The sequence below is a fragment of the Pseudomonas sp. GW821-FHT05D12 genome (assembly GCF_059419825.1).
Window position 1 is genome coordinate 248,542 of record NZ_JBWKSN010000004.1, and the last position, 15,270, is coordinate 263,811.

11 protein-coding genes and 1 pseudogene are annotated in these 15,270 nt (G+C 63.4%); 3 read left to right on the forward strand and 9 right to left on the reverse strand.

Going from position 1 to position 15,270, the window contains the following annotated elements; translation table 11 throughout:
* Nucleotides 1-25: 25 nt before the first annotated feature.
* Complete coding sequence (locus AC07SI_RS09170; RefSeq protein WP_495005588.1) at nt 26-2,434, reverse strand: glucose/quinate/shikimate family membrane-bound PQQ-dependent dehydrogenase; 2,409 nt, start codon at nt 2,432-2,434, stop codon at nt 26-28.
* 309 nt (nt 2,435-2,743) lie between these two features.
* Entirely contained in the window at nt 2,744-3,787 is a 1,044-nt protein-coding gene (locus AC07SI_RS09175; protein ID WP_495005589.1) for an LLM class flavin-dependent oxidoreductase, read from the reverse strand.
* A gap of 188 nt (nt 3,788-3,975) precedes the next feature.
* Here AC07SI_RS09175 and AC07SI_RS09180 point away from each other — a divergent pair.
* Both AC07SI_RS09180 and AC07SI_RS09185 read left to right on the forward strand, forming a co-directional pair.
* A pseudogene (locus AC07SI_RS09180) lies at nt 3,976-5,064 on the forward strand (cache domain-containing protein); the annotation flags it as partial.
* Between the two features lie 129 nt (nt 5,065-5,193).
* The gene (locus AC07SI_RS09185; RefSeq protein WP_495005679.1) at nt 5,194-5,922 is read left to right on the forward strand and encodes a methyl-accepting chemotaxis protein; all 729 of its coding nucleotides are present in this window, start codon (nt 5,194-5,196) and stop codon (nt 5,920-5,922) included.
* Between the two features lie 100 nt (nt 5,923-6,022).
* Here AC07SI_RS09185 and AC07SI_RS09190 read toward each other — a convergent pair whose 3' ends face one another.
* The gene (locus AC07SI_RS09190) at nt 6,023-6,508 is read right to left on the reverse strand and encodes a flavin reductase family protein (protein WP_065905687.1); all 486 of its coding nucleotides are present in this window, start codon (nt 6,506-6,508) and stop codon (nt 6,023-6,025) included.
* 323 nt (nt 6,509-6,831) lie between these two features.
* Between AC07SI_RS09190 and AC07SI_RS09195 the strand changes: the two genes are divergently transcribed.
* A complete protein-coding gene (locus AC07SI_RS09195) occupies nt 6,832-8,238 on the forward strand; it encodes a purine-cytosine permease family protein (RefSeq protein ID WP_213552331.1) in 1,407 nt (468 codons plus the stop codon).
* Between the two features lie 128 nt (nt 8,239-8,366).
* Here the strand turns inward: AC07SI_RS09195 and AC07SI_RS09200 are convergent, their stop codons facing one another.
* The 6 genes from AC07SI_RS09200 to purU are packed head-to-tail and all read right to left on the reverse strand — an operon-like array spanning nt 8,367 to nt 15,138.
* A complete protein-coding gene (locus tag AC07SI_RS09200; RefSeq protein ID WP_120448160.1) occupies nt 8,367-8,936 on the reverse strand; it encodes an aminomethyltransferase family protein in 570 nt (189 codons plus the stop codon).
* Nucleotides 8,937-8,939: 3 nt separating this feature from the next.
* A complete protein-coding gene (locus tag AC07SI_RS09205; protein WP_495005590.1) occupies nt 8,940-11,837 on the reverse strand; it encodes a 2Fe-2S iron-sulfur cluster-binding protein in 2,898 nt (965 codons plus the stop codon).
* A complete protein-coding gene (locus tag AC07SI_RS09210; protein ID WP_065905694.1) occupies nt 11,834-12,133 on the reverse strand; it encodes a sarcosine oxidase subunit delta in 300 nt (99 codons plus the stop codon). Before AC07SI_RS09210 ends, AC07SI_RS09205 begins: the two co-directional genes overlap by 4 nt.
* A gap of 13 nt (nt 12,134-12,146) precedes the next feature.
* Nucleotides 12,147-13,388, reverse strand: coding sequence for an FAD-dependent oxidoreductase (locus tag AC07SI_RS09215; RefSeq protein WP_065905698.1), 1,242 nt, complete (start codon nt 13,386-13,388; stop codon nt 12,147-12,149).
* Entirely contained in the window at nt 13,370-14,275 is a 906-nt protein-coding gene (folD, locus tag AC07SI_RS09220) for a bifunctional methylenetetrahydrofolate dehydrogenase/methenyltetrahydrofolate cyclohydrolase FolD (protein ID WP_120448162.1), read from the reverse strand. The genes AC07SI_RS09215 and folD overlap by 19 nt, the downstream gene beginning before the upstream one ends.
* On the reverse strand, nt 14,272-15,138 hold the full coding sequence (gene purU, locus AC07SI_RS09225; RefSeq protein WP_106804441.1) for a formyltetrahydrofolate deformylase: 867 nt from the start codon (nt 15,136-15,138) through the stop codon (nt 14,272-14,274). Before purU ends, folD begins: the two co-directional genes overlap by 4 nt.
* Nucleotides 15,139-15,270: the final 132 nt, after the last annotated feature.

Below are 15,270 nucleotides of genomic sequence, written 5' to 3' on the forward strand. Positions count from 1 at the left end.
GGGGGGCACCGCGCGAACACAGGGGTTATGGCAGGGCGTAGGCGATCACGTAGTCGCCACGGTCGGTGGACTGGCGTGCGCCGCCGGCGGTGATGACGATGTACTGCTTGCCGGTTTTTGGCGACACGTAGGTCATCGGGCCACCCTGGCTGCCGACGGGCAGGCGGGCTTTCCAGATTTCATCACCGTTGTTGCTGTTGAACGCGCGCAGGTAGAAGTCCTGGGTGCCGGCAATGAAGATCAGGCCGCCCTGGGTCGACAGGGTACCGCCGAGAGTCGGCAGGCCGATCTTGATCGGCAGGTGCATGCGGATGCCCAGCGGACCGGTGTCTTCAACGGTGCCCACCGGCACTTGCCACGCGACCTTCTGGGTCTTCATGTCGATGGCGGTAAGGGTGCCGAACGGCGGCGCCTGGCACGGAATGCCGGCCACCGACAGGAAGCGGTTTTTGTTCACCGCATACGGCGTGCCCTTGAGCGGTACTGCGCCCATGCCGGTGTTCAACGCTTCACCACCGGACGAGGCTTGCGCCTTGTTCTGCGACGGCACCATCTGGATCCACAGGCCCAGGCGCATGTCGTTGACGAAGATAAAACCGTGCACCGGGTCGGTGGAGATGCTGCCCCAGTTCATGCCACCCAGGGAGCCTGGGAAACTCAGCGACTTGTCGGTGCCTGGCGCGGTGTACAGGCCTTCATAGCGCATGCCCTTGAAGTCGATGCGGCACAGCAGTTGGTCGTACGGCGTGGCGCCCCACATGTCCGACTCGGTCAGGGTCTGCGCGCCGATCTGCGGCATGCCCACCGATTTCGGCTGGGTCGGCGAGTAGGGTTCGTTAGGAATGTTGGCGGCCTTGACCGGGACTTCCTTGACCTCGGTCAGCGGCTTGCCGGTGGCGCGGTCGAGCACATAGATCTGCCCGGCCTTGGTGCCGATCACCACCGCTGGAACTGCCTTGTCGCTGCCCGGTGGGGTGAAGTCGATCAGGCTCGGTTGCATCGGCAGGTCGAAGTCCCACAGGTCATTGTGGACCGTCTGGTACACCCACTTTTCAGCACCGGTGGAGGCATCCAGTGCCAGCACCGAGGCGCCGTACTTGTGGTTCAGTTGAGTACGTTCGACGCCGTAGATGTCGGTGGACGAGCTGCCCATCGGCAGGAAGACCGTGTTCATCAGCGGGTCATAAGACATCGGCGCCCAGCTGTTCGGGGTGCTGCGTACATAGGTGCTGCCGTCGGCCGGTGCTTGCTTGTCTTGCGGGTTGCCCGGGTCGAAGGCCCAGCGCATTTGGCCGCTGATCACGTCGAAGCCACGGATCACGCCGCCAGGCATGTCGGTCTGCACGTTGTCGGCGACGCGGCCGCCGACCACCACGGTGGTGCCGGCAATCAACGGCGCGGACGACAGTTGGTAGTAGCTGTCCGGTACATCGCCGAGGCCGGCCTTGAGGTCCACCTGGCCATGGGTGCCGAAGTCTTCGCAGAATTTGCCGGTGTCGGCATCCACGGCGATCAGGCGCGCATCAATGGTGTTGGTCAGCAACCGGCGCTGGCACTGCGCACCGGCAGGCACGCTGGCGGCAATGATCGGCGAGCTGTTGGGCTGGGTCGGCTGGGCGATCGGCGCGGTGGCGTCGAAGTAGGCCATGCCCCGGCAACGCTGCCAGACCGCCGATTTGGCGTTGACCTCGTTCTTCCACAGCTCTTTGCCGGTGTCGGCGTCGAGGGCGATCAGGTTGTTGTGCGGCGTGCAGATAAACACCTTGTTGCCGATCTGCAAGGGCGTGAGCTGGTCTTCGGCACCGTTGCCGTCGCTGATCGCCACGTCACCGGTGTGGTAGGTCCACGCCACCTTGAGTTTGTCGATATTGTCGCGATTGATCTGGTCCAGCGCGGCGAAGCGGCTGCCACCTTCGGTGTTGCCGTAGTGCGCCCAGTCTTTCTGCGCGTCGGCTGCAGCCACCGGCGTGATGCCCGGGCCAGTACCGTTGGGCGCGACACTCGGATGGGCGACAAACATATTGCCCACCGCCACCGCCACACCCACCGCCAGCACGGCGGCGACGCCATAGGCACCGCGTGCAGGCCGGCCAGCCAGCAGCGGATACACCAGCGCCACCACCAGGCCGATGGCCGCAAACATGAACAGCCGCGAGAACAGCGGCCAGAACACCAGCCCGACATCGGCCACTGCCCAGATCGCCGTCCCCACCAGGAACGCTGCGAACAACCACGCGCCAGCGGTTTTGCCTCGGGCGATCAACAGCCCGGAAACCGCCATGGCCACGCCGCCGATCAGGAAATACCAGGAACCGCCGAGGCTCACCAGTTTGGCGCCGCCAACAGCCAGCGCGAGGCCGAGCAGGGCGATGATGACGCCCAAACCCAACAGGAGGAATCTAGAGGCGCCATGGGCGCGCGATGCTCGTTTCATATCGACAGGACTCGAAGGTGAGAGGGCAAAGACGCGATTTTAGCAAGATAAGTAACTAGTTAGTACATTGGAGTCCTGCAATAGACTATTACAGGTGCTGCGATGATGGGCTGAGGCTAAATGTCGCGTGGCTGTGATGAGTGTAGGTGATCGGCAGGCGGCAACTGCAGGCACGGGCTTTCTGTGGCAAGGGAGCTTGCTTGCTTGCGCTGCGTGGCAGTGCCCGGCTTTTGGGGGCGTTTTGCCCCCCCCAGCGCAAGCGAGCCTGCCCCCACGGCAAGCCCGCTCGCACGTTTAGCTGCGGGTCACTCAGCGAAACGCCGGCACCACCTGCTCGATAAACAGCGCCAGGGACTTCTTCTTCTCGGCATGCGGCAGGCTGTTGTCGCACCAGAAGCTGAACTCATCCACCCCCAGTTCCTGGTAGTAGCGGATGCGCGGGATGATTTCTTCGGCGGTGCCGATCATCGCGGTCTTGTGCAGGCTTTCCAGCTCGAACTCGGGGCGCGCGGCGAATTTCTCTTCCGGGCTCGGGGCCAGGAAGCCATTCACCGGCACCTCTTTGTTGCCGAACCAGGCATCGAAGGTGCGATAGAACTTGGAGATCGCCTTGGCCCCGACTTTCCAGCCGTCCGGATCATCGGCGGCATGCACGTGGGTGTGACGCAGCACCATCAGTTGCGGGCGCGGTACGTCGGGATTGTTGTCGAGGGCGGCCTGGAATTTGTTTTTCAGGTCGAGGACTTCTTCGTCGCCCTTCATCAGCGGCGTGACCATCACGTTGCAGCCGTTGGCCACCGCGAAGTTGTGCGAGTCCGGGTCGCGGGCGGCGATCCACATCGGCGGGTTGGGCTGCTGGATCGGCTTGGGCACGCTGGTGGAGGTGGGGAATTTCCAGATATCGCCATCGTGGGCGTAGTCACCTTTCCACAAGGCGCGCACCACCGGCACCATCTCGCGCAAGGCCTGGCCGCCGGAAGAGGCGGGCATGCCGCCGGCCATGCGGTCGAATTCCACCTGGTAGGCGCCACGGGCCAGGCCGACTTCCATGCGGCCGTTGCTGATCACGTCGAGCAATGCGCATTCGCCCGCCACCCGCAACGGGTGCCAGAACGGCGCGATGATGGTGCCGGCGCCCAGGTGAATGGTGGTGGTCTTGGCCGCGAGGTAAGCCAACAGCGGCATCGGGCTCGGCGAGATGGTGTATTCCATGGCGTGGTGTTCGCCAATCCACACGGTGCTGAAACCACCGGCCTCGGCCATCAGGGTCAGTTCGGTCAAGTCTTCGAACAACTGACGGTGGCTGACGCTTTCATCCCAACGTTCCATGTGTACGAACAGGGAAAACTTCATGACGCTTACCTCGGATCTATTGTGATCGGCCTGTCGACTGCGGGCCCTTAAGTACTCTCGCCACCTTGAAGCTTGCCAGTGATAACGGCTGTTCGGCGGATTGATTGTTGGTATACCATAATACGGAATATCCGCAAAACTTTTCTCTCCAACGGTTGCACCCTCACCTCACAAGGAAGGCGAGCTCGATGAACATAAAACAAAAATTAATCCTGGCGTTTGCGGTGATCGCCAGCCTACCGGTGATTCTGGTGGCTGTGCTGATCATCCTCAACGTACGCCATGAGGCCCGCGACAGCTTTGTCGACAGCAGTGGCCGCGAGATCCGCCAGGTCGACAACGCGATGCAGCTGTTCTTCGAAGGCATCAGCCAGAACGTCGCCTACCTGGCTGCGCACCCGCAGTTGCGCAGCCTGCAGGGCGATGTGAAACGCTACCTGGCCAGCGACGCCGCGCACATCGCTGTCGGCGAGCGCGACCAGCAGTTGTTCGCGCTGTTCGAGGGCCTGGCCAAGAGTCATTCGGCCTACACGTACCTGTCGCTCGGCACCGAGGATGGCGGCTATGTGTTCTGGCCCGGCGACCCCAACCTTGCCAACTACGACCCGCGCACGCGGCCCTGGTACAAGACGGCCATGGCGCAACCGGGCAAGACCCTGCGCACCGAAGCCTATTACTGGGCGGCCGACGACGTGGTGCTGGTGAGCACCGTGCAAAGCTTCAACGACCGCCAGGGCAAGGCGAGCGGGGTGGTCAACATCGACGTGTCGCTCAAGCAACTGACCGACCTGGTCAAGCAGATCAAGCTGGGCGAAAGCGGCTACCTGATGCTGATGGAAGCCAACAACACGGTGCTGGTAGACCCGAATGACCCGTCCCACAACTTCAAGAAACTCGGCGAATTGGGTGACGGCTACCGGCAGTTGAGCGAAGCCGGCCAAGGCCTGGTGCAGGTGGAACTGGCGGGCGAGCGCTACATGGCGCTGGTGTGGCCGTCGAAGGCATTGGGCTGGCGGTTTGTCGGGCTGGTGCGCGAAAGCGAAGTGATGGCCGGCGCGGCACGCCTGACCTGGTTGATCGCGGCTATCGCATTGGTGTGTGGCCTGCTGTTTGCTGGGGCGGGCGCCTGGTTTGCCGGGCTGATCGTCAAGCCGATCCGTGGCGTGGCCAGTGGTTTGGAAGGCATTGCGCAGGGCGAGGGTGACCTGACCGCGCGCCTGGCGGTCAATGGCCGCGACGAGACGGCGCAGCTCGCCGGCTGGTTCAACCAGTTCCTGGAAGCCATCCGCACCCTGATCCAGCGCATCGGCCAGGCCGCCGCGCAAATCCACAGCAGCTCCGGCAGTGCCACCGAAGTCTCGATAGAGATGGCCGACGTCGCCTCACGCCAGCGCGAAGCGGTGGACATGGTCTCCACGGCGTTTCATGAAATGGTCGCCACCTCCAACGAAGTCGCGCGCTCCTGCAGCCAGGCTGCCGACTCTGCCGACAATGGCCAGCGCCAGGCCCACACCGGGCAACAGCAGATCGACGCGGCGGTGAGCAGTGTCGGGCGCTTGAGCGAAGAGATCGGCCACTCGGCCCAGGCCATGGAGCAGTTGGAAAAAGACAGCAACGACATCCAGTCGATCCTCGGCACCATCCGTTCCATCGCCGAGCAGACCAACCTGCTGGCGTTGAACGCCGCCATCGAAGCCGCCCGGGCCGGCGAGCAGGGGCGTGGGTTCGCGGTGGTGGCGGATGAGGTGCGCGCCCTGGCCAAACGCACGGCAGACTCCACCGGCGAAATCGACGGACTGCTTGGCAATCTGGCGCGGCGCACCCATCAGATGGGCAAGCAGATGCATGCCAGCCTTGAGGTGTCCCAGGAAACCGTGGTGTCGATCAACGATGCGCGCGCCAGCTTTGGCTTGATTCGTGAGTCGGTGGATATCATCCGCGACATGAACACGCAAATCGCTACCGCCGCCGAAGAACAGCACCAGGTGGCCGAAGACATCAATCGGCATATCAGCCAGATTCACGCGGATGCACAGTTGGTGGCGAGCCTGGCCGACTCCACGCGCGGCGATGCGCAGCAATTGACCGCGTTGTCGCAGACCTTGAACCAGTTGGTCAGCCGCTTCCGAACCTGACCACCGCTATCGCAGGCAAGCCAGCGTCCTCCGTTGAAATGCATTCATCTATGGGCGCTGGCTTGGCTGCGATGCAGGCACTGCGGTGTATTGGAATTAATCAGGCAACCAGGGGCAGGGCGCCCATCTTGCCGTGGCAATACACCAGCGGCCCGGCGTTCTGCTGGGGCACGATCAGGTTTTTCACCGAGCCGACCATGATTGCATGGTCGCCACCTTCATACTCGCGCCACAACTCGCACTCGATCACCGCCGTGGCGTTCGCCAGGATCGGGTTGCCCAGTTCGCTGAGCGTCCATTCGATGCCCTGTGCCTTGTCCTTGCCTTTGCGCGCAAAGGCATAGGCTTCGGTTTGTTGCCCACCGGACAGGACGTGGATCGCAAAGCGCTTGTTCTTGATCAGCACCGGGTACGAATCGGAGCTGTAGTTGGGACAGAACAGCACCAGCGCCGGGTCCATCGACAACGAACTGAAGGCACTGGCGGTCAGCCCGACGATTTGCCCGTCGTCATCGAGCGTGGTGATCACGGTGACCCCGGACGGAAACGAACCCATCACTTGTTTGTAGATAGCGGCATCGATCATGGGACGGTCCTCTGGCGGTAGAGCGGGTTTTTATGAATTTGTAGGTCTGATGGTATACCGTAATACAATCGATGCAACAGCTTTTTCAGGCGGCCGATGAACGTCAACCTTTGGTCTTATAACCAATAAATACGGGGGTAAAGGCGCGAAAACGCCGAGGGCCATGTGGCACACTTGCGGATCAGATGCGCGCTGAGACTACGGATCAGTCTTGTGAAAATGTTGGAATACCATAATATGGTGTTCATCTGAGGGGCCGCCACGATGCGCCCCCGGTATGGCGTCAAACAACTATAAGATCAGACAAACGCGAGTCCATTTCCATGCCCCAGATGTCCCGGCAAGATCCCCTGATCGAGAATCACACGGTCGATTACGTTCCTCTCGCAGAGCGCCATGGAAAGGCCCGCGACCTGTTCACCCTATGGTTCAGCACCAACATTGCGCCGCTGCCCATCGTCACCGGTGCCATGGTGGCCCAGGTGTTCCACCTCAACCTGGTGTGGGGGCTGCTGGCGATTGCCCTCGGGCATCTGCTCGGCGGCATCGTGATTGCCCTCGCGTCGGCCCAGGGCCCGCGCATGGGCATCCCGCAGATGGTCCAGAGCCGGGGCCAGTTCGGCCGTTACGGCGCACTGCTGATCGTGTTCTTCGCGGCGCTGATCTACATCGGCTTTTTCATTTCCAACATCGTGCTGGCCGGCAAATCCATCGTCGGCATCGTGCCCGCGGTGCCTGTCCCTGCGAGCATTCTGATCGGCGCGCTCAGCGCTACCGCCATCGGCGTGATCGGCTACCGCTTCATCCACAGCCTCAACCGCATCGGCACCTGGGTAATGGGCAGCGCGCTGCTCGCCGGTTTCATCTACATCTTCGCCCATGACCTGCCAGCGGACTTCCTCACCCGTGGCGGTTTCAACGCCGCCGGCTGGCTGGCCACGGTGTCGCTGGGGGTGATCTGGCAGATCAGCTTTTCGCCCTACACCAGTGACTACTCGCGCTACCTGCCGGCGGATATCGGCATCACCCGGCCGTTTATCGCGACCTACCTGGGCGCCACCCTCGGCACCATCCTCTCGTTCGCATTTGGTTTGGTCGCGGCACTGGCCACGCCCGAAGGCACCGAAGCGATGGTCGCGGTCAAGCAAGCCACTGGCTGGCTCGGACCGATCCTGATGGTGCTGTTCCTGCTCAATATCATCAGCCACAACGCCCTGAATCTGTACGGCGCGGTGCTGTCGATCATCACCTCGATCCAGACCTTCGCCAGCCATTGGACCCCGAGCATCAAGGTGCGCGTGGTGCTGTCCGGCGTGGTCCTGGCCGGTTGCTGCCTCGTGGCGCTGGGCGCATCGGCGGACTTCATCTCGCAGTTTATCGGGCTGATCCTGGCGCTGTTGCTGGTGCTGGTGCCGTGGGCGTCGATCAACCTGATCGACTTTTATGTGATCAAGCGCGGGGTGTATGACATTGCCTCGATCTTCCGCGCGGACGGCGGGGTCTACGGGCGCTTCAACCTGCATGCGATCGTGGCCTATTTCATCGGCATCATTGTCCAGCTGCCGTTTGCCAATACATCGCTGTACGTGGGGCCGTGGGCCAATCTGGTGGACGGCGCGGACCTGTCGTGGCTGGTGGGGTTGGTGGTGACGTGCCCGCTGTATTACTGCCTGGCGACACGTCAACATACCCAGAAGGCCAGGGCGGCGCGGTTGGGCTACACCGACTGACCTTTGCTCACACCACAGGCTCCAGAATGTGGCAGCGGGCTTGCTCGCGAATGCGGTGTCTCAGCCCAATAGGTACTGACTGACACACCGCTCCCACAGGTTGGACCGAGATCGACTTCACGCCTGCTTCATGCGCTGAGCAGAGTGGCCCCGCCAAACTCGCCCAATGCATCCAGCAATGCACCGACGAAGTATTCCTTCGACGCGCGATCCCAGAGGATATGCAGCGCCGGTGCCTCCACACTCCCGGTGTGGATCACAAGCGCATTCACCCGCGCCACTGACGTCTGCGCCACCGCTCCCGGCTGGAAGGCCGGGAAACCGAGATCGACCCCGCAGAGCTTGGCCATCACGTGGGCAATCACCGCGCCGCTGAGCAACACACAGGCGTGGCTGTCCTGGCGCGGCAGCAGGTAGTTGGCGCGGTGGTCCAGCTCCCAGCGGGCCTCTTCATCAGCGATGCGCTGGCCCTGATCCTGCGGGCTACCCAACAACAGGTATTCGGTCTGCGACAGGCGCGCCACCCAACTGCCGTCCGCTTGCGGGGTGGCCTGGTTGGGGGCGGCGGGCAGGGTGAAACCGCGTGCGCTGAGGTACTCGGCGCTTTGCGCGCCGCGAAAGCCGACCCGGGGCAGATCGGTCTGGTCAACCAGTTGGCAGGGCGGCGTGAAGAGTTCGTGGGCTTTCAGACTGGTCATGGCTTAACCCTCCTGGCGTTGGTTGGTGGGGTCGAAAAACGGCAGTGGCACCACCTCGGCCTGGACGACGATGCCGCCTTCGACGCGAATCGGGATGCGCTGCCCCGGTGTACTCTGTTCGATCCCGGCGTAGGCCAGGCCGATGATGCGGCCCAGCGTTGCAGAGTATTCGCACGAGGTGACGTTGCCGCTGATGTCCGGGCCATTGAGCACCAGGTGGCCTTCCAGCGGTTGCACGCTGCCCTTGGGCAAGGTGAAACCCACCAGTTTGCGTTTCAGCGGCTGGGCTTCGAGGATGTCCACCGAACGGCGGCCGACGAAAAACGGCTTGTTGCGGCTTACCGCCCAGCCCATGTCGATTTCTGCCGGGTGGGTCATGCCGTCGGTGTCCTGGCTGATGATCACGTGGCCTTTTTCCAGGCGCAGCAGGCGTTGGGTTTCGACGCCGAACGGGCGAATATCGAACGCCTTGCCGGCCTCCATCAACGCATCCCACAGCGCCAGGCCGTGGCGTGCAGGCACGTGGATTTCATAACCCAGCTCGCCGACAAACCCGACCCGCAGCAACCGCGCCTTGATCCCGGCCACCGTGCCTTGGCGCACGCCGAGGTAGGGGAAGGCCTCGGCACTGAGGTCGAGGTCAGTGCAGACCTGTTCCAGCACCTTGCGCGAATCCGGCCCGGCCACGTTCACCGCACAGATCGCGGCAGTGACGTTGGCCACGTCGACGTCGAGGCGCCATTGCGCGTTCCACTTGAGCATCTGCTGGTAGATGCGGTCGACGCCGCTGGTGGTGGCGGTGACGTAGAAGTGCTGGTCGGCCAGGCGCGCGCACACGCCGTCGTCGATGACCACCCCGTGTTCATTGGTCATCAGCGCATACCGCGAACGGCCCACCGGTTGCTTGAGGAACGCGAAGGTGTACAGGCGGTTGAGCAGTTCAGCGGCATCCGGGCCGCGCACGTCCAGGCCGCCGAGGGTCGACACATCGATCAGCCCGACGTGGTTACGCACGTGCAGGGCTTCGGCCTGCATGCAGGCGTCGCGATCCTGGGCGCGGCCGTAGTAGGCCGGGCGTTGCCAGATACCGGCGGGCATCATCTTCGCCCCGGCCTGCACATGCCGCGCGTGCATCGGTGTCTGCCGGTAAGGGTCGAAGGCGCGCCCGGCGACATGCGCGAGTTTCTCCGCGACGAAAGGGGGCCGTGCGGTGGTCACCCCGGTCTCGCTGATATTGCGCTGGGTCGCCCAGGCCACCAGGCGTGCGGTCGGCAGCGCCGAATGCCGCCCTTGGGACGGGCCCATGCCGACCGTGGAATAGCGCTTCACCAGTTGCACATCGCGATAGCCGATACGCGTGGCATTGACGATGTCCGCCACTTGCAGGTCTTCGTCGAAGTCGACGAAATCCTTGCCCTTGGGATGCGGGAAGATCGGCCAGCCGAAGTTGACTTGGGCTTCGCTGTGCAATGGCAGCGGGGCATTCGTGGTGCCCAGGCCCAGCGCGACAGCGATGTCGGCCGCCGCGTTGGCGGCGTCGGCCAGCACATTCTCGAGCTGATGCCGACCGTGCACCGAGCCCGCCAGCTTGAGGTTGCGGGGCAGGCCGCTGAGGCTGAATTCGGCACGCTGGTCGTCGTAGGCCAGCTTGCCGCCGGCCTGGCACAGCAGTTGATACACCGGCATATAGCCGGCCGACATGCACAGCAAATCGCAGTCGAACACTTGCCCGCTGGCGCTGACCTGGCCCTGGCCGGTGATCTGGCGCACGTCGACGCCTTTCACGTGGCGCAGGCCTTTCTCATGCAGGGCCTCGAACACAGTGCTGTTGTTCAGCAACGGGATCTTGCGCTGGGCCAGGGCGCCGGACAGGGCTTTGTCGGCCGGGGCGTGGCGCAGGTCGACCACGGCGGCGACTTCCACGCCCTGGTCATGCAGGTCGAGGGCGGCGAGGTAGCCGTCGTCGTTGCCGGTCAGCACCACCGCGCGCTTGCCCGGCTTGACCGCGTAGAGTTTCATCAGGCGTTGCGCGGCGCTGGTCAGCATCACGCCGGGCAGGTCGTTGTTGCGGAAAATCACCGGCTGGTCGAAGGCGCCGCTGCACACCAGGCACTGCTGCGCGCGCACCTTGTACATGCGCTTGCCCTGGATCACCGGCAGGTAGTTGTCGGTAAACCAGGCATTGCACGTGGCCTCGGTGAGCACCTGGATATTCGCGTGCTGCTGCACCGCGCTCACCAGTTCGCGGCGGAGGCTGTCGGCGCGGGTACCGGCGATATCGAAGCGTGCATAGGTCAGCGACCCGCCGAGGATCGGCTGCTGCTCGATCAGCAGCACCTTGGCCCCGGCGTTCGCGGCCGTCAGCGCCGCCTGTAGGCCGGCGGGGCCGGCGCCGATGACGGCCAGGTCGGTAAACAGATAGGCCTTGTCGTAGTACTCGGGCTGGAACGTCAGGTCGAGGACACCCAGGCCGGCCTTCTTGCGAATGATCGGCTCCCAGACTTTCCACATGCCCTTGGGCTTGTAGAACGAGCGGTAGTAGAACCCCACCGGCATGAACTTGGAGAACTTGCCGAGGTAGGCGTCCTTGTCGTTGTCCAGCGAGCCGTTGACGTTCTGCGCGCTCACCGCCAAGCCGGCAGACAACGCGTGAGCATCGGCCAGCACGTTGGGCTCGCGGGGCAGTTGCACCAGGCTGTTGGCATCCTGGCCCGCCATGGTCAGCGGGCCGCGCGGGCGGTGGTATTTGAATGAACGCGAGAGCAGGAAACGCCCGTTGGCGAGCAGGGCGCTGGCGATGCTGTCGCCCTGCAAGCCTTGGTACGCCTGGCCATCGAAACTGAAATCAAGGGCTTGATCACGCTGGATCAGCAAGCCCATGGGGGCGGGAAGGCGGTTCATCCGGCGATCTCCTTGGCAGCGGCAAAATCGACGCGGGTGGTGAACAGTTCCTTGGGGTCGAAGGTGCGCAGGACCTCATCGGTGACCGTGTGGCGCTCGGCGAGGAACCAGTAGCTGGACGGCGTGTGCATCCACCATTCGCGCACCACGCCGGCGAGGTTGTCGGTGTTGAACACGTAGTCGGCCCATTCGGCATCGCTGCAATGGACGGGGTCGGGCATCGGCTTGAACTCGCCGCCGTAGGTGAACTCGCTGATATTGCGCGGCCCGTTGAGCGGGCACGTCATGATTTTCATAGTCCGCTCTCCATCAGTGACTGGCCGCCGTAGCGCCCATCTCGTTGACTTGCTGGAAGGTCGAGAAACGCTCGAGGCCGAACGGCTTGATCAGCGCCGGCACCTGGCCGCCGCTGGCGACCAGCTCGGCCATGGTCTTGCCGCAGATGGGCGTGGCCTTGAAACCCCAGGTGCCCCAGCCGGCGTCGAGGTAGTAGTTCTTCACCGGTGACAGGCCCATGATCGGGCTGTAGTCCGGGGTCATGTCGGTGATCCCGGCCCACTGGCGCATCAGTTTGGCGTTGGCCAGGAACGGGAACATTTCGATCGCGTGGGCCAGCAGGCTTTCCTTGAGGTCGAGGGTCGAGCGCGTGTTGAACAGCGGATAAGGATCGGAGCCGCCGCCGAACACCACTTCACCGCGGCTGGTCTGCTGTACATAGCAGTGCAGCGCGGAGGAACTCACCAACGGGTCGAGGAACGGCTTGAACGGTTGGGTGACCATGGCTTGCAGCGGGAAGGTCTGGATCGGCGAGCGGATGCCGGCCTTGGCCATCAGCAACGAGCTGTGCCCGGCAATCGCCTGCACCACGCAGCCGCACTGGATGGTGCCGCGATTGGTCTTCACGGCGGTAATCGTGCCGTGGTCGATGACCAGGTCCTGTACCTCGGTGAGTTGATGAATTTCCACTCCGCGCTTGGCCGCCTGCTTGGCGTAGCCCCAGGCCACGGCATCGTGGCGCGCGGTGGCGCCGTCGATATGCCAGAGCCCGGCGATCACCGGCAAGTGCCCGGGGTCGAGGTTGAGGCTGGGCACCAGTTCGCGGATCTGCTGGCGGTCGATCATCTCGGTGCGCCCGCCGAAGTGCTTGTTGACCTCGGCACGCTGGCGGAACGAACGCACGGTGGCATCGGTATGCGCCAGGGTCAGCTGTCCGCGTTCGGAGTACATGATGTTGAAGTCGAATTCGTTGGACAGCGACTGGAACATCTTCACCGACTCGGCGTAGAAGCGCACACCCTCGCTGGTCAGGTAGTTGGAGCGGATCACCGCGGTATTGCGCGCGGTATTGCCGCCGCCCAGGTAGGCCTTTTCCAGCACCGCGATGTTGCTGATGCCGTGGTACTTGGCCAGGTAGTAGGCGGTCGCCAGGCCATGGCCGCCGGCGCCGATGATCACCACGTCATAGCTGGCCTTGAGTTCCTTGGGCGGGGGCAGATCCACCTCCACCGGGTACTCCGAACTCAGCCCATACTTCAATAGATTGAATGGCATACGGCCTCCGATTGGCTGCGTAGGGCGTGGTGTTGCGCGAGGGCGGCGGCCACGGTGTTTTTCATCAGGAAGGCAATGGTCATCGGGCCGACACCGCCGGGTACCGGGGTGATGGCCGCGACATGGGGCAGGGCGCCGTCGAAGTCGACATCGCCCACCAGGCGGCTGCGGCCGGCGTCGTCGATACGGTTGATACCGACGTCGATCACCACCGCGCCGGGCTTCAGCCAGCTGGCGTCGATCAAGCGTGCGCGGCCCACGGCGGCGATCACGATATCCGCCTGTCGGCACAGCGCCTGGGCGTTGTGGCTGCGCGAATGCAGCACGGTCACCGAGCAGTCCGCCTTGAGCAGCAGCGCGGCCATGGGCTTGCCGACGATGTTCGAACGGCCGATCACCACCGCATGTTTGCCGCGCAGGTCGCCGCAGGTTTGTTCCAGCAAATACAGGCAGCCGCTCGGCGTGCACGGCGTGAGCACCGCGCGGCCCTGGCTGAGGCCGCCGACGTTCTGGCTGTGAAAACCGTCGACGTCCTTGTCCGGCGCGATGGCCTCCAAGGCGCGCAGCTCGTCCATCTGCGCCGGCAACGGCAATTGCAGGAGGATGCCGTGGATGGCCGGGTCGGCGTTCAATTGGCCGATCAGGATCAACAGTTGTTCGGTGCTGGTATCGCCGGGCAGGCGGTGCTCCACGGAGCGGATGCCTACCTCTTCGGCGCGCAGGATTTTGTTGCGCACATACACCTGGCTGGCGGCGTCGTTGCCGACCAGGATCACCGCCAGGGCTGGCAGGATGTCTTGCTCATGCAGGCGTGCGACGTCCTCGCGGACCTGCAGCAGCACCTGCGCGGCGGCGGCTTTGCCATCGATCAGTTTGTGCGCGTTCACCGGAACACCACCGTTCTGTCCTGGTTGAGAAACACCCGGTGCTCAAGGTGGTACTTGACCGCCTTGGACAGGGCCACGGTCTCGGTGTCGCGACCGATGGCGACCAGGTCGTCGGGCTTGTACACGTGGTCCACGCGTTGCACTTCCTGCTCGATGATCGGGCCCTCATCCAGGTCGCTGGTGACGTAGTGCGCGGTCGCACCGATCAGCTTCACGCCGCGTTGGTAGGCCTGGTGATAGGGCTTGGCGCCTTTGAAACCGGGCAGGAACGAGTGGTGAATATTGATCGCGCGCCCCGACAGTTGCCGGCACAGGTCGTCGGAGAGGATCTGCATGTAGCGCGCCAACACCACCAGTTCGGTGCGGGTGTCGTCGACCACCTTCATCAGCTCGGCTTCCTGCGCGGCCTTGTTGTCCTTCGACACGGGCAGGTAGATAAAGCGAATGCCCTCGCGCTCGGCCATCGGCCGCAGGTCGAGGTGGTTGGAGACGATGGCGGTGATGGTCATGTCCATCTCGCCCTTGTGGTAGCGGTAGAGCAGGTCGGTGAGGCAGTGGTCGAACTTGCTCACCATCAGCATCACGCGCATCGGCTCGCGGGTGTCGTACAACTCCCACTGCATGTCGAAGGCTTGGGCGACATCGGCAAAGCCTGCGCGAATCTGTTCGAGATCACCGGCGTGGCCGTCGTTGAAGCGAAACACGGCGCGCATGAAGAAGCGGCCGCTGAAGTCATCATCGAACTGCGCCATCTCCCCGATGTAGCACGCGTTGTCCGCCAGGTAAGTGGTGACGGCAGCGACAATGCCGGACACCGCGGGACAAGTGACCTTGATGATGAAATGGTTTTTTTCGTGTTGCATGACACGTCCTCGGGATGATGGCGGCAGCTCATCGCATAGCGAAAAAATGTCTGAGGACAGCGGGCTCGTTCCGTGAGCGCATTTTCTTGTGAGGAATAAAATATTCCTGAAGTGGCTTTATAGGGGAATGGG

What these genes read in the sequence shown, in the direction of transcription:
- AC07SI_RS09170 (WP_495005588.1), bottom strand. Translation starts at nt 2,434, where the DNA reads ATGAAACGAGCATCGCGCGCCCATGGCGCCTCTAGATTCCTCCTGTTG.
- AC07SI_RS09175 (WP_495005589.1), bottom strand. Translation starts at nt 3,787, where the DNA reads ATGAAGTTTTCCCTGTTCGTACACATGGAACGTTGGGATGAAAGCGTC.
- AC07SI_RS09185 (WP_495005679.1), top strand. Translation starts at nt 5,194, where the DNA reads ATGGTCTCCACGGCGTTTCATGAAATGGTCGCCACCTCCAACGAAGTC.
- AC07SI_RS09190 (WP_065905687.1), bottom strand. Translation starts at nt 6,508, where the DNA reads ATGATCGATGCCGCTATCTACAAACAAGTGATGGGTTCGTTTCCGTCC.
- AC07SI_RS09195 (WP_213552331.1), top strand. Translation starts at nt 6,832, where the DNA reads ATGCCCCAGATGTCCCGGCAAGATCCCCTGATCGAGAATCACACGGTC.
- AC07SI_RS09200 (WP_120448160.1), bottom strand. Translation starts at nt 8,936, where the DNA reads ATGACCAGTCTGAAAGCCCACGAACTCTTCACGCCGCCCTGCCAACTG.
- AC07SI_RS09205 (WP_495005590.1), bottom strand. Translation starts at nt 11,837, where the DNA reads ATGAACCGCCTTCCCGCCCCCATGGGCTTGCTGATCCAGCGTGATCAA.
- AC07SI_RS09210 (WP_065905694.1), bottom strand. Translation starts at nt 12,133, where the DNA reads ATGAAAATCATGACGTGCCCGCTCAACGGGCCGCGCAATATCAGCGAG.
- AC07SI_RS09215 (WP_065905698.1), bottom strand. Translation starts at nt 13,388, where the DNA reads ATGCCATTCAATCTATTGAAGTATGGGCTGAGTTCGGAGTACCCGGTG.
- purU (WP_106804441.1), bottom strand. Translation starts at nt 15,138, where the DNA reads ATGCAACACGAAAAAAACCATTTCATCATCAAGGTCACTTGTCCCGCG.